At 73.8% G+C, this 18,329-nt stretch carries 17 protein-coding genes and 1 pseudogene; 10 read left to right on the top strand and 8 right to left on the bottom strand.

Annotation, left to right across the window (positions count from 1 at the left end; all coding sequences use genetic code 11):
* The gene (locus IE207_RS15250) at positions 1–2,658 is read right to left on the bottom strand and encodes a SpoIIE family protein phosphatase (RefSeq protein WP_229873756.1); all 2,658 of its coding nucleotides are present in this window, start codon (positions 2,656–2,658) and stop codon (positions 1–3) included.
* Between the two features lie 193 nt (positions 2,659–2,851).
* On the opposite strand from IE207_RS15250, the gene IE207_RS15245 reads away from it, so the two are divergent.
* On the top strand, positions 2,852–4,168 hold the full coding sequence (locus tag IE207_RS15245) for an MFS transporter (RefSeq protein ID WP_190184683.1): 1,317 nt from the start codon (positions 2,852–2,854) through the stop codon (positions 4,166–4,168).
* 125 nt (positions 4,169–4,293) lie between these two features.
* Entirely contained in the window at positions 4,294–4,701 is a 408-nt protein-coding gene (locus tag IE207_RS15240) for a hypothetical protein (RefSeq protein ID WP_190184682.1), read from the top strand.
* Here IE207_RS15240 and IE207_RS15235 read toward each other — a convergent pair.
* The 3 genes from IE207_RS15235 to IE207_RS15225 all read right to left on the bottom strand — a co-directional run bounded on the left by IE207_RS15235 (position 4,682) and on the right by IE207_RS15225 (position 8,690).
* Complete coding sequence (locus IE207_RS15235; RefSeq protein ID WP_190184681.1) at positions 4,682–7,300, bottom strand: YfhO family protein; 2,619 nt, start codon at positions 7,298–7,300, stop codon at positions 4,682–4,684. The genes IE207_RS15240 and IE207_RS15235 overlap by 20 nt on opposite strands.
* Before the next feature lie 131 nt (positions 7,301–7,431).
* Positions 7,432–8,172 (bottom strand): DUF72 domain-containing protein, encoded by a 741-nt coding sequence (locus IE207_RS15230; protein WP_190184680.1) that lies wholly within the window; start codon positions 8,170–8,172, stop codon positions 7,432–7,434.
* Positions 8,173–8,354: 182 nt separating this feature from the next.
* Entirely contained in the window at positions 8,355–8,690 is a 336-nt protein-coding gene (locus tag IE207_RS15225) for a YnfA family protein (RefSeq protein WP_190184679.1), read from the bottom strand.
* 105 nt (positions 8,691–8,795) lie between these two features.
* Here IE207_RS15225 and IE207_RS15220 point away from each other — a divergent pair, with 105 nt between their 5' ends.
* Positions 8,796–9,338, top strand: coding sequence for a hypothetical protein (locus IE207_RS15220; RefSeq protein WP_190184678.1), 543 nt, complete (start codon positions 8,796–8,798; stop codon positions 9,336–9,338).
* A gap of 1 nt (position 9,339) precedes the next feature.
* Entirely contained in the window at positions 9,340–9,897 is a 558-nt protein-coding gene (locus IE207_RS15215) for a hypothetical protein (protein ID WP_190184677.1), read from the top strand.
* Positions 9,898–9,963: 66 nt separating this feature from the next.
* Here the strand turns inward: IE207_RS15215 and IE207_RS15210 are convergent, their stop codons facing one another.
* The 3 genes from IE207_RS15210 to IE207_RS15200 are packed head-to-tail and all read right to left on the bottom strand — an operon-like array spanning position 9,964 to position 11,563.
* Positions 9,964–10,983, bottom strand: a complete 1,020-nt coding sequence (locus tag IE207_RS15210) for an SDR family oxidoreductase (protein ID WP_229873737.1) — start codon at positions 10,981–10,983, stop codon at positions 9,964–9,966.
* Positions 10,980–11,267 carry a CDGSH iron-sulfur domain-containing protein gene (locus IE207_RS15205; RefSeq protein ID WP_190184676.1) on the bottom strand — a complete coding sequence of 96 codons (288 nt, stop codon included), beginning with the start codon at positions 11,265–11,267 and terminating at the stop codon, positions 10,980–10,982. Before IE207_RS15205 ends, IE207_RS15210 begins: the two co-directional genes overlap by 4 nt.
* Positions 11,268–11,284: 17 nt before the next feature.
* Positions 11,285–11,563: a hypothetical protein gene (locus tag IE207_RS15200; protein WP_190184675.1), complete on the bottom strand. Its 279-nt coding sequence runs from the start codon at positions 11,561–11,563 to the stop codon at positions 11,285–11,287.
* 148 nt (positions 11,564–11,711) lie between these two features.
* Between IE207_RS15200 and IE207_RS15195 the strand changes: the two genes are divergently transcribed.
* The 4 genes and pseudogenes from IE207_RS15195 to IE207_RS15185 all read left to right on the top strand — a co-directional run bounded on the left by IE207_RS15195 (position 11,712) and on the right by IE207_RS15185 (position 15,163).
* Entirely contained in the window at positions 11,712–12,986 is a 1,275-nt protein-coding gene (locus IE207_RS15195; RefSeq protein ID WP_229873736.1) for a cytochrome P450, read from the top strand.
* A gap of 56 nt (positions 12,987–13,042) precedes the next feature.
* A pseudogene (locus IE207_RS34325) lies at positions 13,043–13,360 on the top strand (plasmid stabilization protein); the annotation flags it as partial.
* A 67-nt stretch (positions 13,361–13,427) separates the two neighbouring features.
* Positions 13,428–14,126, top strand: a complete 699-nt coding sequence (locus IE207_RS15190; protein ID WP_190184673.1) for an HAD family hydrolase — start codon at positions 13,428–13,430, stop codon at positions 14,124–14,126.
* Positions 14,123–15,163, top strand: coding sequence for an NAD-dependent epimerase/dehydratase family protein (locus tag IE207_RS15185; protein ID WP_190184672.1), 1,041 nt, complete (start codon positions 14,123–14,125; stop codon positions 15,161–15,163). The genes IE207_RS15190 and IE207_RS15185 overlap by 4 nt, the downstream gene beginning before the upstream one ends.
* A 22-nt stretch (positions 15,164–15,185) precedes the next feature.
* Here the strand turns inward: IE207_RS15185 and IE207_RS15180 are convergent, their stop codons facing one another.
* Positions 15,186–16,370: a zinc-dependent alcohol dehydrogenase gene (locus tag IE207_RS15180; protein ID WP_190184671.1), complete on the bottom strand. Its 1,185-nt coding sequence runs from the start codon at positions 16,368–16,370 to the stop codon at positions 15,186–15,188.
* Between the two features lie 136 nt (positions 16,371–16,506).
* Here IE207_RS15180 and IE207_RS15175 point away from each other — a divergent pair, with 136 nt between their 5' ends.
* Together IE207_RS15175 and IE207_RS15170 are read left to right on the top strand one after the other, a co-directional pair.
* Positions 16,507–17,274, top strand: a complete 768-nt coding sequence (locus IE207_RS15175) for a HemK2/MTQ2 family protein methyltransferase (protein WP_190184670.1) — start codon at positions 16,507–16,509, stop codon at positions 17,272–17,274.
* Positions 17,271–18,281 (top strand): iron-containing redox enzyme family protein, encoded by a 1,011-nt coding sequence (locus tag IE207_RS15170; RefSeq protein ID WP_190184669.1) that lies wholly within the window; start codon positions 17,271–17,273, stop codon positions 18,279–18,281. Before IE207_RS15175 ends, IE207_RS15170 begins: the two co-directional genes overlap by 4 nt.
* Positions 18,282–18,329 lie beyond the last annotated feature (48 nt).

The raw sequence follows: 18,329 nt of genomic DNA, 5'->3' as shown, positions 1-18,329 counted from the left end.
TCACCAGCCGCCGCCGTCCGGCAGCTGCTGCTCGGACCAGATGACCTTCCCGCCCTCGGGGGTGTACCGCACGCCCCACCGCCGGCTGATCTGCGCCACCAGGAACAGCCCGCGACCGCCCTCGTCCGTCGTGGCGGCGTACCGCAGGTGCGGTGAGGTGCTGCTGCTGTCGAAGACCTCGCAGGTCAGCACCCGGTCGTGCAGCAGGCGCAGCCGCACGGGGGCGGCGCCGTGCCGGATGGCGTTCGTGACGAGCTCGCTCAGCACCAGTTCCGTACCGAAGGCGAGCTCCGCGAGGCCCCACTCCTCCAGCTTCGCGACGGCCAGGGCCCGCATCTCCCCGACCGCGCTCGGCTCGAACGGCACCTCCCACTCGGCGATGCGGTCCGCGCCGAGCGCCGACGTCCGCGCCACCAGCACGGCCACGTCGTCGCGGGGGCGCACCGGCAGCATCGCCTTGAGGAGGGCGCGGCAGGTCTCCTCCGGTTCCCGGTCGGCGCGCCCGAGCGCCGAGCGGACCAGGGCGAGCCCGGCGTCGATGTCCCTGGCCCGGGACTCGATCAGCCCGTCGGTGTACAGCACCAGCTGGCTGCCTTCGCTCAGGTCCAGCTCGGCCGACTCGAACGGGAACCCGCCCAGCCCCAGTGGCGCGCCGGGCGGCAGCTCCGGCATCTCGACGCGGCCGTCGGGACGCACGACGAAGGGCGGGACGTGCCCGGCCCGGGCGATCGTGCAGCGCTGGGTGACCGCGTCGTACACCGCGTACAGGCAGGTGGCTCCGAGCAGGCCGTCGCCGTCGGGGCCGCGGCCCCCGCCGTCCGTGCTCTGGTCGATGTACTGCACCAGGTCGTCGAGCCGGGCGAGGAGTTCGTCGGGCGGCAGGTCCAGGGAGGAGAAGTTGAGCACCGCGGTGCGCAGCCGGCCCATGGTGGCGGCGGCGTGCAGTCCGTGTCCGACGACGTCGCCCACGACGAGCGCGACGCGGCTGCCGGGGAGCGGGATCACGTCGAACCAGTCGCCGCCGACCCCGGACTGCGCGGGCAGGTAGTAGTGCGCCACCTCGACGGCGTTCTGCTCCGGCAGGTCGCGGGGGAGCAGGCTGTGCTGGAGGGTCACGGCGAGGGCGTGTTCGCGCGTGTAGCGGCGCGCGTTGTCGATGGTGATCCCGGCCCGGGCGACGAGCTCCTCCGCCAGCGACAGGTCTTCCTCGTCGAAGGGCTCGGGCTTGCCCGAGCGCCAGAAGTTGACCACCCCGAGCACCACGCCCCGGGCCTTGAGGGGAGCGGTGATCAGGGAGTGGATGCCGTAGTCGATGATGGCCTGCGCCCGGGGCGGGTCCTGGGCGTACCAGCCGGGCGCGTCGGAGAGGTCGGTCACCACTTCCGCACGGCCGCTGTCGAGGCCGCGGGCCTGCGGGGTGGAGGGCAGGAAGTCGATCAGGATGCCGCGCGGGTAGAGCGGCGAGTCGTCCCGGATGCCGCTGACGGCCGTGCGGCGCAGGTCCGCCGCCGAGGTGGGCTCGTCGCCGTGCAGGACGGGCTCCGCCAGGTCGATGGTGACGAAGTCCGCGAAGCGGGGGACGGCGACGTCGGCCAGTTCCTGGGCCGTGTGCTCCACGTCCAGGGTGGTGCCGACGCCGACTCCGGCGTCGTACAGCAGCTTGAGGCGTCTGCGGGCCGCGTCGGCCCGGGTGCTGAGGACGCGGATCTCGGTGGAGTCCCTGATGGTCACCGAGGTGCCCTCGGACCGGCCGCGCAACCGGGTGGGCCGCTGGTTGATCACGAGCAGGCGGTCCCCGGCCTCGTGCATCTCGTCGGTGGCCTCCCGGCCGGAGCGCAGGAGTTCGACCAGCTGCCGGTCCAGCCCGGGCAGCTCGCCGACCAGCTGCCCCTCGGCGTCCGGCGGGAGCCGCAGCAGCCGGGTGGCCTCGTCGTTGGCGAGCAGCAGCCGTCCGGTCCCGTCGGTGATCAGCACGCCCTCGCGCACGGCGTGGAGCACCGCGTCGTGGTGTTCGTACATCCGGGTCATTTCCAGCGGGCCGAGGCCGTGGGTCTGACGCCGCAGGCGCCGGCTGATCAGCGCCGAGCCGGCGGTGGCCAGGGCGAGGCCCACCGCGCTGGCGCCGAGGATGACGGGGAGCTGCCGGTCCACGACGCCGGTGACGTTCTTGACGGTGAGGCCGGCCGACACCAGGCCGATCACTCTGTGGTCCGCGGAGAAGACCGGCACCACGGCCTGCATCTCCTTGCCCAGGGGCCCGTTCACGCTTTCGGTGTAGACGTGACCGGCCAGGGAGGGGCCGATGGTTCCGACGAACCGTTTGCCGATCCGGTCGGGCAGCGGGTGGGTGTAGCGGATCCCATGGGTGTCCATCACCACGATGAAGTCCACCCCGGCGACGGCGCGGGTGGCTTCGGTGATGGGCTGGAGGATCTTGGAGGGGTTGGGAGACCTCAGTGCCTCCGGGAGCCCGGGGGAGTGCGCGAAGGTCTCGGCGACCGCGACGGAGCGGTTGCGTGCCTCGCGGTCGATGTCGTGGCTCGACTGGAGCACCAGGGCCAGGACCGCACCGGCAGCGAGCAGCACCACGATCGCCACCTGGAGGACGAATACCTGGCGGGCGACGCTTCGCGGGCGATTTCTGCTCAGTGACCGCACCGACGTCCCCGGCACGGGTGGCAAGGATCGGTCACGCACCCAGTTGTAGCACTGTCGGCGGCCGTCGGCGTGCGGGGGAGCGCCGCGCGTCTCCGCACACCCGGAAATATCTTGACGTCAAGATTTTTATGGGGCAGTCTCCGGCATGTATCTCGACATCGAGATACATGGGCCGGGGGAACGGAGACCCAGGATGAGGGGCGGCACGAAGACCGGGAAGGACCGGCCGCAGGGCCTGCTGGGCCAGCTGCGACGACCGCCCGGCGGACGGGACGCGCGGACCATGCTCCTCGCGCAGTTCCTCGACCGGTCCGGAACGGGCGTGTGGGCCGCGGGCTGCGTCCTCTACTTCACCTTCGTGGTCGGACTGGAGGCCCGACAGCTGGGCCTACTGCTGGGCGCCGCCGGAATCGCCGGCATCGCGGGCTCCCCGCTCGCCGGCCACCTCGCGGGGCGTTTCCCCGTACGCCGGCTGCTGATCACCACCCACCTCCTGCGCCTGGGCACGCTCTGCGCCCTGCTCGTGGTCACGCGCTACGAGCTGCTGCTGGCGGTCGTGGCGCTCACCCACCTGGGTGACCGGGCGGCCAAGACACTGGAGATGCTGTTCGCGACCCGCGTGGCGGGTGAACGCCGCGCCACGTACCAGGCCCTCGCCCGCAGCTCGGCCAACGCGGGCTACGCGCTCGGCGCGGGCGCCGCCGCGATCGGACTCGCCGTCGGCACCCGCGAGGCCTACCAGGCCCTGATCCTGGCCAACGCGCTCTCCTTCCTCGCGGCCGCGATCCTGGTCCGCCGCACCCGCGAGCCCCTTGAGCACGGCCGCGTCGCGGCCCGCACCGGCGACCCCGCCGACCGGCCGCACGCCCCGACGAGTCCGTGGCGCGACCGCGGCTACCTCCGGTTCGTCCTGCTGGACATCCCGATGAACCTGGACGACTCGATCCTGTCCGTCGGACTGCCCCTGTGGCTGGTCACCCGCACCGATGCGCCGCACGCGCTCGTCCCCGCCTTCCTCGTGATCAACACCGTGCTCGTGGTCGCACTCCAGCTCCGGGTGTCGGCGCGGGTCGGTCAGCCGCGGCAGGCCGCGGGCGCGGTGGCCGTGTACGGGCTCACACTGCTCGCCTCCTGCGTGCTCCTCGCGCTGTCCACCGGAGCCGGATCCTTGGCCGCCTCGGCCGGCCTGCTCCTCGCGGCAGTGCTGGCCACCGCGGCGGAGCTGGTGCGGTCGGTGAGTTCCTGGGAGCTGGCGGTCTCCCTCGCACCGGAGCGGGCGAGGGCCTCCTACCTGGGCGTGGCGGGCATGTCCCAGTCCGTGCAGAAGTCGGCGGGACCGCTCCTGCTGACGGGCGCGGTCATGCCGGCCGGACCGGCGGGCTGGGTCGTGCTCGGAGCGGCGGTCGCGGCCCTCTCCGTCGTCCAGCGCCGCTCCGCTCTTCGACGGCTGCGGGCGACGGGTGCGGGCACCGGCGCGGGCGCCGCCGAAACCGTGAAGCACCCGGCCTGACCTGATGCCATGTACGTTCGAGTCGCCCGGACCGGTCACCGACCCTACGATCGGATCGGCACGAATCGGACCGGAAGCGTGCCGTTCGTGCCGCATGGGGGAATCCGTGAAGACGGGAGACCAACGTGAGGGCCATACCGCGAAACCGCCCCGCCCGGCTGCTCGCAGCCGGAGCCCTGTCCATCGCCCTGCTGACCGCGGGAGCCGTGGGAACCGCGTCCGCCGCAGCGTTCCCGCCCCGCCCGGCCGCGACGCAGCCGGCGGGCGAAGTGAGCGTCAAGGCGAACCAGGTCGATGTGAAGACCGGCACCAAGGTGACCTTCACCGGACGCACGAAGGGCGTGCCGATCGGCAGCAAGGTGGTCCTCCAGCACAAGAACGGTGCCAAGTGGACGACCCTGCACGCCAGTACGACCGTCAAGCAGGGCTCCAGCTACTCGCTCGACACGACGTTCCGCACGAAGGGCAAGGAGCAGCTGCGGGTGATGGTGGCCGGCGCGACTTCGCCGACCGTCACCGTGAACGTGTCCTGAGCCGCCCGAGCCGCCCGAGCCGCCTGAGCCGCCCGAGCCGCCTGAGCCGCCGGGCCGCGCACTCCTGGAGTGCGCGGCGCCGGCCGTCCGGCGGTGACGAGGAGACCGCCGGCACGGCGAGCAGCGCGGCGACGGCCACCCCGCTCACCACGAGCCCGGCCCTCAGGCCGGGCGTGCGGTACGCGCAGGCCACGCGGGAGGCCCCCGGCCCCAGCGGCACGGCGATCAGCCCGGCGAGCCGGCCGGGCGCCCTCGCGATCGCCCCGTCCACGGAGCACCGCCAGCCCCGCACGGCGGGAACGGCCACGACCGCGGTGCCGGTGGAGCCCGCCGGGAGGTCGGCTTCGATCGCATGACCGCCGGCCGTGATGCGGCGCGGGCCCGAAGCCTTCGAGCGGGCCACCGCCGCGCCGAGTCGCTGCGGGTCCAGGCAGCCCACCGGCAGGCGCGGGATCTCCTGGGCGCGGTCGCCGGTCAGCGTCAGCACCACCTCGCCGTCGGCCGGGACCCTGCCCAGCGGCAACAGCCCGTTGTTCGTCATGGGGTACCAGGCCGACAGCCGCCGCATCGAGCCCAGAGCGTCGAGGGTGCCGGAGAACCACGGCACGTACGCGAACGCCGAGCTTCCCGGAGGGCACGTGAAGGCGAACGCGCTACGGGCGCCCCGCGCCAGCCGCCAGCCCCCGTCGGGTCGCGCGATGGGCACCGCGCCCCGCACCGTCCGGGCGTCGGGCACCGAATACACCCGAGCCCCCAGCACCTGCTCCTGACGGGCGAACACCGTGTCCGCCGCAGGGGCCGACGCGCCCGGCCGCAGCGTCACCACCGGGACCGCGTCCGCAGTCCGCCGCACGAACCCGTCCGGGCCGCCGTGGTCGAGGTAGCTGCCCACGCCCATGATCGCCCGGCCGACGGGGTCCTCGAAGCCGACCGTGTGACGGCCCCCCATGTACCAGCCCGCCCCCAGCCCGCGCAGGGTCTGCGCGGTCCGGGCGGGCAGGTAGCTGCTGTAGTACGAACCACCCTGCCCGCCCAGCAGGAGCGGGTCGTTGTCGGCGAACTCGTGCGGACCGGGCTCACTGCGCAGGGCCGGCCAGCGGTCCTGCGCCCGCACCGCCCTCCGCGCCGCCAGGGACTGCGCGTCCAGCGTCCGTTTCGGCCGCCACCAGTCCTCCCGGTCGCGCTGCTCGGTCACCGACAGCACCGTGAACACCGTGGAGACGAACACGGCGCCGATGAGCGCCCCCGTCACGGCGACGCGCACGCCCCGGCCACGGCGCCGCGGCAGCACAAGTAGTGCCAGGAACACCGTGGCCCCCGCCACGGTCAGGATCCACGTGGCGGCGGTGAAGTACGCGCTGGGGCCCGCGACGACGAGCAGCACAGCCAGCGAACCGGCCCCCGCCAGCAGCTCCCGGGGACGAGGCCGCGCGGACAGCGCCAGCCAGGCCACGGCCACCAGCATCCCGGCGAGTGTGAACGAGGCCCGGTACGGCCCCCCGTTGGGCAGGGCCAGGCCGTGCCACAGCAGGATCGTCGGCGTCCACACGTAGGACAGCGCCACCAGCACCAGCAGCACGCACCAGGCGGCCCGCTGTCTGACCGGCACCCTCCGCACGAAGGGATACGCGAGGACGAGCAGCAGCGGCAGCATGCCCACCGACACCTGCGGCCCGCTCGAATGGAAGCCCCCCGGCAGCAGGTGCGCGAGGTAGTCGCGCAGCGCGGGCGGCCCCGCATAGTCGGCCACGGGACCCGGCTGCGACGCCCGCGACGCCGGGAACGTGACCGTCAGCACCGGGGCGACCAGCGCCACCCCGACCGCCGTCATTGACACGGCCCGCAGCAGCACGCCCCGCAGAACGGACCACGGCCGCCCGTCGAGCAGCAGCCTGACCACCAGCACCAGCAGCATCCCGAGGGTGGCCATCGCGCCCGTGTAGAAGTTGCCGGCCCACGTCACGGCGACGAGCACGGTACCGAGCACCCAGCGGCGCCCGTCCGAGCACCAGTCGTACGCGAAGCCGATCAGCGGAAAGCCCACCAGCCCCCACATCCACATGGGGTCGGCGAAGCCGTTCGACACCGTCCAGGCACTGACGCCGTAGCCCACCGCCAGCGCCGCACGCGGCCACGGCGGCCCCGGCCGCAGCCGGCCCAGCCACACCGTCATCAGCGCGGTCGCCAGCCCGATGCTCAGCAGGGTGACGAGGAAGACCGGCAGCTCCACCCGGTCGCGGGGGAACAGCGCGACGAGCCAGGAGAACGGATTCATCAGGTACGTGAAGAAGTCCGCCAGGAACGGGACCCCGTAGCCGCTGCCCCAGTTGAAGAGGAGGTCCCCCTCGGTCCCGCCGCGCATCAGGTCCCACAGGTGGGCGTGGAACGGCACGAACTGGTTGCCCAGGTCGTTGACCGCCCGCGAGCGGGCCCCGAACGGGTACGTCCCGTGCACGGCCATCGCCAGGCAGTAGGCAGCCATCGAAACCACCGCCGACGCCGCCGGAGCCGCCACGGTTCCGTCACGCGGGCCGAGCCTGCGCCCCGACCGCTGATGCTGCTCCTGGCCGGCGGTGGGGGAGGACGTCGTCAGCACCATGCGGCCAGACTCCCAGGCAGCCGGCGGCTCGCGCCCCGACACCACCGTCGCGGCCGCGGGTCCGCCCGTCCGGCCGGAGCGGACGGGTGAACGGCCGGTGAAGGGAAGGCCACGGGTGCCCGGGGCCCCGCTCAGACGGGAACGGCCGCCGCGCCCACCATGCGCCCGAAGGCCTCGGCGTCCTTCACCGCAGCCCCGCCCGGGTCGTTGTTGAAGTACGCGTAGACGTCGGCCCGCGCGGGCCAGGTGTCCGCGATCCGGCCGGCCCACGACCGCAGCGCACCGGGCCCGTACCGGGGCCACGGCTGCGCACGGCCCTCGTGGAACCGTACGTAACCCCAGTCGGCCGTGCGCCACAGCGGGGTGATCGGCCGCGAGTGCCGGTCCGCCCAGCACAGGGCGGCGCCCCGCTCGACGAGGACCGACCGGATCTCCTGCGTCCACCACGACTCGTGCCGGGGCTCCACCGCCACGCGCACTCCGGCCGGGAAGCAGGCCAGGCAGGCGTCCAAGGTGCGTGCGTCCGCGCGCAGCGTCGGTGGCAGTTGGAGAAGTACCGGCCCGAGGCGGGGGCCGAGGGCTGCACTGTGCGTCATCAGCCGGCGGACCGGCTCCTCGGGGTCGCGCAGGCGTTTGATGTGGGTCAGGAAGCGGCTGGCCTTGACGGCCATGACGAAACCGTCCGGAGTCCGGGCGCGCCACGCCGCGAAGGTCTCGGGGGCGGGCAGCCGGTAGAAGGCGTTGTTGTTCTCCACCGTGCCGAAATGCCGGCCGTACTCCTCCAGCCACAAGCGCTGGGGCACCCCCGGCGGATAGAAGGTCCCCGCCCAGTCCCGGTACTGCCAGCCGGACGTCCCCACGAACACGGGCATGGCCACCTCCGCTGACGCGCCGGACGGTCTGCCCCGGCGCCTGCCCGCAGCCACCATGCCGAAACCGACCGGCGGCGGCCCCGGAGCGCGTCAACGGGCCCCGCTGATCGGCCGCGGGGCGCGGCACCCTATCGGCCGCGGGGCGCGGCACCTCCCTATCGGCCGCGGGGCGCGGCACCCCGCTATTGGCCGCGGGGCGCGTACATGATGACCGCCATCCCGGCGAGGCAGACCAGGGCTCCGGTGACGTCGTAGCGGTCGGGCCGGTAGCCGTCGGCGACCATGCCCCAGACGATGGACCCCGCCACGAAGACGCCCCCGTACGCGGCGAGGATGCGGCCGAAGTTCTCGTCGCTCTGGAAGGTGGCGACCACCCCGTACAGGCCGAGGGCCAGGAACCCGGCTCCGATCCACAGCCGGCCCCGGTGCTCCCGCAGGCCCTGCCAGACCAGCCACGCTCCGCCGATCTCCAGGAGGGCGGCCAGGACGAACAGTGCGATGGAGCGGGCTACGTTCACGCGGCAGACTGTAACGGGAGGCCGCACGCAGGGTTTGCGGGCCCCAGGCCCGGGCACGCGCCAACGACGACACCGATGAGAGCACGGCCCCGAGTGGAGGCCCCCATGTCGACAAGCACACTCATCGCGATCATCGTTCCCATAGTGGTGGTACTGATCGCCATCGCGGCCGGGCTCTGGCTGGTCTCGCGCCGACGGCACCTTCGGGAGCGGTTCGGCCCGGAGTACGACCGCACCGTCCAGGACGAGGGTGGCCGGCTGGCCGCCGAGCGTGAACTGCGCGCCCGCGAGCAGCGCCACGACAAGCTGGACATCAAGGAACTGCCCGCCGCGCGCCGCAGCCAGTACGCCGAGGAGTGGCAGGGCGTCCAGGAACACTTCGTGGACCGCCCCGAGGGGGCGGTCGCCCAGGCGGACGAACTGGTGGCGCGGCTCATGAGGGAGCGCGGCTACCCGACCGACGGGTTCGGGGAGCAGGTGCGCGACCTCTCGGTCGAGCACGGAAGCACGCTGGAGCACTACCGCGCCGCGCACGCGGTCAACACGCGCAGCAGCGAAGGACAGGCGACTACGGAGGAGCTCCGCGGGGCGATGGTGCACTACCGCGCCCTGTTCCAGGAGCTGCTCGGTGACCAAGGAGGCCGATGACATGCAGGATCGCGACGAGACGCTCGGCCGGCCCGACGACGAGGGCGGCCTGACCACGGAGAGCATCGCCCACCCCGGATCCGACGAGCGGAGCACCGCCGTCTACCCCGGTGAGGCGACGGGCGACCGTGCCGAGGGCGCAGGCGTCGGCGAGCGCGCGCAAGAGGACACCGGCGGGCGGGGCAGCGCCGGGGACGAGACGAGGGAAGACGAGTTCGGACGGGCGGACGAGGCGGACACGACGGCCGCCGGCACCCGGGAGGGCACCGGCGCGGCGGGCGACACCACGGACGAGCCGCTGCTGGCGGCCCCCGACGCGGAGGAGTTCCGCAGGCGCTGGGGCGAGATACAGGGCCGCTTCGTCGACGACCCGCAGGAGGCGGTCAGGTCCGCCGACACCCTCGTCGCCGAGGTGATGCAGACGCTGGCCGGTACGTTCTCCTCCCACAAGCAGGAGCTGGAGGGCCAGTGGAGCAAGGGCGAGGAACCCGTGACGGAAGATCTGCGGATCGCGCTCCAGCGCTACCGCTCCTTCTTCAACCGCCTTCTCCACACCTGACCCGCTGGAAACGCCGCTGATACGCCGAGGGGGCCGGGGCAGCTGCCCCGGCCCCCTCGGCGTCCGTCAGCCGCGCCCTCGTCGGCTCCAGGCGAGGGCCGCGGCGCCGGCCCCGCCGAGCGTCGCCGCGGCTAGGGCGCCCCTGTGGCGGGTGGCCCACCACTGGAAGCTCCGCGTCCGCCCCGATGCGTCGAAGCGGCCGTGCGCCCCGAAGTCCCGCCGTTCGTCGGCGGGTTGCCACAGGTTGGCCGGCTCGTCGTCCCCCGCGGGGGCATCGGTCTGCTGGGAGTCGAAGCCCGTACGGGCCAAGTACCGGTCGAGGAGCCCCGGCACCACGGCGTTGGCCATCAGCGTCGCCGCGGTGCTGCCCCCGACCCAGTACTCCCGCCGCCGCGGGTGGTCCGCGGCGTACAGGACGGCCCGGGCGGCGACCTCCGGCTGGTAGATCGGCGGCACCGGCCGCGCGCGCCTCGGCAGCCGCGACAGCACCCAGTCGAACTGCGGCGTGTTCAGCGCGGGCAACTGCACCATCGTGGTGCGGACCGCGGTGCCCGAGGCGAGCAGTTCGCACCGCAGCGCCTCGTGCCAGCCCTGGAGGGCGTGCTTGGCGCCGCAGTACGCGCTCTGCAGCGGAATGCCCCGGTAGGCGAGCGCGGAACCGGCGTGGACGAGGGTGCCGCGGTTGCGGGGAAGCATCCGGCGCAGGGCCGCGTGGGTGCCGTACACGTACCCCAGGTAGGAAACCTCGGTGACCCGGCGGAACTCCTCCGGGCTGATCTCCGTGAACGGCGCGAACACCGACGTAAAGGCCACGTTGACCCAGACGTCGAGGGGCCCGAACTCCTCCTCGGCGCGCTGGGCGGCGGCTTCGGCCGCCTCCGGGTCGGCGACGTCCGCTTCGATCGCCAGGGCTTTCGCGCCCAGCGCCTCGACGTCCCGGACGGCCCCCTCCAGACCCGCGCCGCCGCGGGCGACCAGCGCGAGCCGGTCGCCACGGGCGGCGAAGGCCCGGGCGACGGCACGCCCGACACCGCCGCTGGCCCCGGTGACGACCACGACCCGGCCCGGCGCGGAGGAGGCGCTCACGGCAGCCCTCCCTCCCGGTCGGGTCCGGCCGCGGCATCGTCCACGCTGGTCCGGGCACGGTGGCTGGTGTCGCACCACGGGTAGATCCGGCTCCTCCGGCAGGTGCACACGGCCACCACCGGGCGCTCGGAGCGCGCCGTGGAACCGTCCCGCCGCGGCCGCTCCACCGGCCCCTCCAGCAGTTCCGGGCCGTCCGGCTCGATGATGTGCCGCTCCGGGCCGCCTGCCGCGGCCGGAGCCGGCGTCCCGGGCGCCGCGTGTGCGTCGGATCGCTTCGTGTTCATACGGTCCGCCTTGCCGGTCACCGGCCGCCGAAACCCGTTCGGCCGCGTGCGCCGGAGGTTTCGTCCGAGCCGTCCTCCACCTCGTCCTCCGCCCCGTCTTCCACGCCGTCCGCCTCCGGGAGACGCGCCTCTCCGGGCCGTCGGCGCGTCGACTCCTCCTTGCTCCGGCCGCGCGTGCGCCCGTCTTGCCCCGGGGCCTCGGCCACCTGCTCCTCACGGCCGATGCCGGGCCGCTGGGCCTTGTCCTCCATGCCGCCGCCCGCTCCCGTAGCGCCCGTGCGTCCCGTACCGCTCATCGTCGGCCTCCTCGTCGCTGCCGCGGGGTCCTCGTGGACCGTTCCCCCTCCGCCTACCCCGGACGGCCGCCTCCGCACGCGCCGCCCACCCGAACGGGCGGGGAGTGCCGAGCGGCGCAGCGGGTAGGCGCCGCGTATGTTCACTTCCGTGATCGACAGCACCGCCTCACTGCTGGCCCGCGGCTACGCCTGGCTGCCCGGCCTGCAGGAACGCGCCGGGGAGGGACCGGTCGTCACCCGGCTCATGGGCCGGCGGACGGTCGTCCTCGACGGGCCCGGATCGGTGGAGTTCTTCTACGACGAACAGCACGTCCGGCGGGAGGGCGCCCTTCCGGGCCCCGTCCTCGACACGCTGATCGGCCGGGGCGCGGTGCACACCCTCGACGGCGGCGGCCACCGCGTGCGAAAGGACATGTTCGTCTCGCTCCTCATGGCCGAAGGCGGCATCGCCGCACTCACCGAACGCTTCGTCGCCCGCTGGCCGCGCGCGGTGGCCGGCTGGCAGGGACGCGAGGTGGTCCTGTTCGACGAGGTCGCCGCCGTCCTCGCCGGAGCCGTGTGCGACTGGGTGGGCCTGCCCCTCTCGGAAGGGGCGGCCCGCTCCGTGGGCGAGGACTGCGTGGCCATGGTCGACGGGTTCGCGACCCCCGGCCCCCGCCACTGGAAGGCCCGCCGCGCCCGCGCCCGCCAGGAACGGGCCCTGCGCCGGGTGGTCACGGAACTGCGCACGGCCGCCCCGGCCCCGTCCGGCGGACGGCCCCGATCGGTCCTGACCGCCGTGGCCTGGCACCGCGACGCCGACGGCCGCCTGCTCGACCCGCGTACAGCGGCCGTGGAGCTGCTCAACATCATCCGCCCCACGGTGGCCCTGTCCTGGTTCGCGGTCTTCGCCGCGCACGCGCTGCACAGCGCACCCGTCCACCGGGACCGGCTCCGCGGGGACGACGGAACGTACGCCCGGGCCTTCGCCCACGAGGTCCGCCGCTTCTACCCGTTCGCGCCCTTCATCGGCGGTCTCGCCGCCCGTGACCTGCGCTGGCGGGACGTCCCCGTCCCCGAGGGCAGTCTCGTTCTGCTGGACCTGTACGGGCGCAACCACGACCCGGAGGTGTGGCCGAAGCCCTGCGACTTCGACCCCTGCCGTTTCATGGGCCGCGAACCCCCGTCGAACGACCTCGTCCCGCAGGGCGGCGGCGACGTCCGTACCGGGCACCGCTGCCCGGGCGAGGACATCGCGGTCGGCCTGCTGACGGCCATCGTCGGCGCCCTCGCCGATCTGGACTGTGACGTCCCCGAGCAGGATCTGACGATTCCGCTCCACCGCATGCCGACGCGACCGCGCAGCGGCTTCGTCCTCGCCCATGCGCGCACGGCGGTCCGCGCCGACGGCGTGCCGTCCCGGGCCCTGCGCCCGCACGGGTGAAGCCCGGAAAACCATCGGCACAACACAAGACATCGGCTACCAACGAAGGAGTGACCATGCCCCGCGGATCCAGCCCCAAGCGCGAGCGGCAGTACGAGCACATCAAGGAGAGCGCGCAGGAGCGCGGCGAGAGCACCGAGCGCGCCGAGGAGATCGCCGCCCGCACCGTCAACAAGGAGCGGGCCCGGGCGGGGGAGTCGAAGACGGCGAGCAAGACCTCCCTGGAGGACATGTCCTCCTCCGAGCGCGGCGGCCGGCACTCCCACAGCGGAGCGCAGGGACCGACGTACGACCAGCTCTACGCGGAGGCCAAGCGCAAGAACCTGCACGGCCGCTCGTCCATGAACAAGGCCGAGCTCAAGGAACAGCTGGGCAAGTGGGCCCCGGTCGCCGACCGGACCCGCACCACGCCCGGGACACCGGCCGTACGGGAGGAAAAGCATGAACCGCGCCGCCATGTTCGATGTCGACGGAACCCTCGTGGACACCAACCACCTTCATGTCACGTCGTGGTGGGAAGCGCTGCGGCAGGCCGGTCACGTCGTGCCGATGCACGCCGTGCACCGCGCGATCGGCCTGCCCGGCGAGGACCTGATCGCCCACCTGCTCGGCGACGACCGCGACACCGATCAGGACGACGCGCTGAAAGCCGCCCACGACACCCTGTACGCGACCTACTTCGAGCGGCTGCCCGGCTTCGACTCCGCCGCCGAACTGCTGCGCACCCTCCACGGGAGCGGTTGGCGGGTCGTGCTGGTGACCTCGGCCGGAAGCACCGAACTGGAGGCGCTGCGGCGGGCGATCGGCGCCGACGACGCCATCACCGCCACCGCGAGCGCCGACGACGTCAGCGAGGGCAAGCCGGCACCCGACCCGGTGCACCACGCACTCGACCTGGCCGACGCGTCCGCCCACGCCTCCGTGTTCGTCGGCGACAGCGTGTGGGACATGAAGGCCGCGACGCGGGCCGGGGTCACCTGCGTGGGCGTGCTGTGCGGCGGGATCCCGCGCCGCGACCTGGAAGAGGCCGGGGCCGGCGCGGTCTACCAGGATCCGGCCGAGCTGCTCGCCCGACTCGACGACAGTCCGTTCGCCCGGGTACCGCAAGCGCAGCCCACCGCGGGAAGGGAACAGGCATGACCTCCACACCCTCAGCCGGGCCGGCCCCGGCGACCGGCCTGCGCGTCGTCGTGGTCGGCGCCACCGGCAACGTCGGCACCAGCGTCGTGCGGGCCCTTGTCGACGATCCCGCCGTGGGCTCCGTCCTCGGACTCGCACGCAGGCTCCCCGACTGGAGGCCCGAGGGGACCGACTGGCGGGCCGTGAACATCGAACCCGGCGGCGCCGACCTCGTGCCGCTCTTCGAGGGCGCGGCCGCGGTGGTCCACCTGGCCTGGAAGTTCCAGCCCACGCACGACCCGGCCGAGACGTGGCGCACCAACGTCCTCGGCAGCACCCGCGTGTTCGATGCCGTGGCCGCCGCCGGTGTCCCCGCCCTCGTCCACGCCTCGTCGGTCGGCGCGTACTCGCCCGGCCCCAAGGACCGCACCGTGGACGAGACCTGGCCCACCCACGGCTGGCCGCAGGCCGCGTACACCCGGGAGAAGTCGTACCTGGAGAGGGTCCTGGACGCCTACGAGGGCGCCCACCCCGAAATCCGCGTCGTCCGCATGCGCCCCGCGTTCCTGTTCAAGCGGGAAGCAGCCTCCGAACAGCGCCGGATCTTCGCGGGCCGGCTGCTGCCCGGCCGACTGGTCCGGCCCGGTCTGATCCCGGTCGTTCCGGACCTGCCCGGCCTGCGCCTCCAGGCGCTGCACACCGACGACGCGGCGGCCGCCTATGCCCAAGCCGTCACCCGGCCCGTGCGGGGGGCCTTCAACCTCGCCGCCGAACCGCCGCTGGACGCGGAGCGGCTCGCCGCGATCCTGGAGGCCCGGGTCGTCCGGATGCCGGTCGCGCCGGTCCGGGCCGCGCTCTCCGCCGCCTGGCGGCTGCGCGCCGTACCCGCGTCCCCCGACCTGTTCGACGCGGTGCTGCGGCTCCCGCTGCTGGACAGCTCCCGGGCCCGCGCGGAACTGGGCTGGGAGCCCCGGTACACGGCGGTGGAGGCGGTGCAGGAGTTCCTGGCCGGCCTGCGCGAGGGGGCGGGCATGGCCACCGCGCCCCTCGCCTCGTAGCACCGCGTCCACGGACGGACGGCTACGGCTGGAGCAGGGTCTTGATCATGCCGTCTTCCTTGGCCTGGAACATGGCGTACGCCCGGGGCGCCTCTTCGAGCGGCATGGTGTGGGTGGCGAAGCCCTCGACGCCCAGCGGGTCGGAGTCCTCCAGCAACGGCAGGATGTCGTCCACCCAGGCCTTCACGTTGGCCTGCCCCATCCTCAGCTGGATCTGTTTGTCGAACATGGTCAGCAGGGGCATCGGGTCGGCGGCACCGCCGTAGACGCCCGACACGGAGACGGTGCCGCCCCGGCGCACCAGGTCGATCGCGGTGTGCAGCGCGGTCAGCCGGTCCACTCCGGCACGCTCCATCAGCGGCCTCGCCACGGCGTCCGGGAGCAGCCCCGTGAAGCGCTGCGCGGCGGAGGCCAGCGGAGCGCCGTGGGCTTCCATGCCCACCGCGTCGATCACGGAGTCCGGGCCCCGGCCGTCGGTCAGGTCACGTACGGCCCCCACCAGCTGCTTGCCGTGTTCCTTGAGGTCCAGCGCGTGGACGCCGAACGACCGGGCCCGCTCCAGCCGGGCCGGCACCAGGTCCACACCGATGACCAGCCGGGCACCGCGGTGCAGGGCGATCCGGGCGGCCATCTGCCCGATCGGCCCGAGACCGAGGACCGCTACGGTGCCGCCCGGCGGTACGGCCGCGTACTCCACCGCCTGCCAGGCGGTCGGCAGGACGTCCGACAGGTACACGAAACGCTCGTCCGGCGGCCCTTCGGGCACCTTCACCGGCAGCCTGTCACCGAACGGCACCCGAACGTACTGCGCCTGCCCGCCGGGCACCTGCCCGTAGAGCTTGGTGTAGCCGAACAGCGAGGCGCCCTTGTCGTACTCCCGCACCTGGGTGGTCTCGCACTGCGAGTGCAGGCCCTGGCCACACATGAAGCAGTCGCCGCAGGAGACGTTGAACGGCACGACCACCCGGTCGCCGCGCCGCAGCGTCCTCACCTCCGGGCCCACCTCCTCGACCAGGCCCATCGCCTCGTGGCCCAGGACGTCGCCGGGTTCCAGGAACGGCCCGAGGACCCCGTAGAGGTGCAGGTCCGAGCCGCAGATACCGGTGGACGTCACCTTGACGACGATGTCCGTCGGGTCCTCGATCCCCGGATCCGCAACGGACTCCACCCGTACGTCCCGCGTGCCCTGCCAGGTCAATGCGCGCATGGTCTTGCCTCCGTCGAAGAAGTGGACTGCCCTCCTGCGCGCCTCCCCACCTCACGCCGCCGCACACCTGCCGGTACGTGTGGTGCGCCCGGGACGGGGTAGCCGCCCGATGACCGACCGACCACGGAGGTGCTGGATGTCGCTGAGCCTCGGATTCCCACGGGCGCGCCACGAATTCGCCCGCCTGTGGACCCTTCCCGGGGTCTACGCCCCCCAGGAGGACACCTGCCTCCTGGCCGAAGCCGTACGGAGCGAGGTCGCTCCCGGCACGGACGTCCTGGACATGTGCACCGGCAGCGGCGCGCTGGCCCTGTACGCGGCGCGCCGGGGCGCCCGGGTGACCGCGGTGGACATCTCCTGGCGCGCGGCGCTGACCGTACGCCTGAACGCCCTGCGGATGCGGCAGCCCGTCACCGTCCACCGGGGGAACCTGGCCACCGCCGAGGCCCTCGGCCCCTTCGACCTGGTCGTCAGCAACCCGCCCTACGTACCCGCTCCCGACCCGGGGCTGCCCGCCCGCGGGCCGGCCCGCGCCTGGGACGCGGGCAACGACGGGCGCGAGGTCGTCGACCGCCTCTGCGCCGCCGCCCCCGGCCTGCTCAAGCCGCACGGCACCCTGCTGATGGTCCACTCGGCCCTGTGCGGCACCGACAGGACGCTGCAACGGCTGACCGCCGCCGGGATGCGGGCCGAGGTCGTGGACCGGGCCCGCATCCCCTTCGGCCCGGTGCTCCGCTCCCGGCTGCCGTGGCTGCGCGAACGGGGCCTGCTGGGGCCCGACGAGACGACGGAGGAACTGGTCGTCATCCGCGCGGGCGCGCCCGCCGCCCCTACACCCCGCGCCATCCGCGAACCCCACGCAGCCCGCGACACCCACCGGCCCCTGAGGAGGATCCACCCGTGACGGCGAGCACCACCGGCCCCCGCACGTCCACCGCCCGCCGGCTCCCGCCCCCGCGCGGACCCCTCTCGGCCGCTGTGGCCGCGTCCCTGCGCGACCGGGCCGCCCCGCTCCCCGACCCGGCCGCCGACACCGCGGACCCGTACGGGGACGACCTGCAGCTGGCCCTCTACCTGCTCTACGAGCTCCACTACCGGGGCTTCGAGGGGGTCGACGACAGCCGCGAGTGGGACCCGGGGCTGCTCGCCCTGCGCGGCGCCCTGGAGCAGCGTTTCCTGGCCGCCCTGCGCGCCGACGCGCCCTGCGGCCGCACCGTCGACCAGGCCTTCGGCGAGCTGCTGGTGGAGCCGGTCGACCACTCCGGCAGCGTCAGCGGCTACCTGGAGCACGAGGGGGAACCGGGCCAGGTACGCGAGTACGCCGCCCTGCGCTCCCTGTACCACCTCAAGGAGGCCGACCCCCACGTGTGGGTCATCCCGCGCCTGCGCGGCCGGGCGAAGGCCGCCATGGTCGCCATCGAGTACGACGAGTTCGGCGCCGGGCACGCCGACCGCGTGCACGCCGAGCTCTTCGCCCGCCTGATGGCGGACCTGGGCCTGAACACGGACTACGGGCACTACCTCGACGCAGCCCCGGCCGAGGCCCTTGCGACCGTGAACCTCATGTCCCTGTTCGGGCTGCACCGGGCACTGCGCGGGGCGCTCGTGGGCCACTTCGCATGCGTCGAGGTCACCTCCTCGCCGGGCTCGCGCCGGATGGCAGCGGCGATGCGCCGCCTGGACGCCGGGCCCGCCGCCGAGCACTTCTACGCCGAGCACGTCGAGGCCGACGCCGTCCACGAGCAGCTCGTACGCCGTGAGGTCATCGCGGGCCTGCTGGAGGACGAGCCCGCCCTGGAGGGCGACATCGCCTTCGGCGCCGACGCCACCGTCCTGCTGGAGGACCGTCTCGGGGCCCTGCTGCTGGAGCGGTGGCGGCGGGGCGCGAGCGCGCTGAGGACACCCCTGTGACCGCCGGGCCCGCCACCGCCCGCCGCGTTAGGCTCGAACCATGTGCTG

Origin of the sequence: Streptomyces cirratus (genome assembly GCF_014650775.1) — a bacterium.
In the GTDB taxonomy this organism is placed as follows: domain Bacteria; phylum Actinomycetota; class Actinomycetes; order Streptomycetales; family Streptomycetaceae; genus Streptomyces; species Streptomyces cirratus.
Note: the sequence above shows the minus strand (reverse complement) of the source record. Positions and strands in the feature narration are given on the sequence as shown.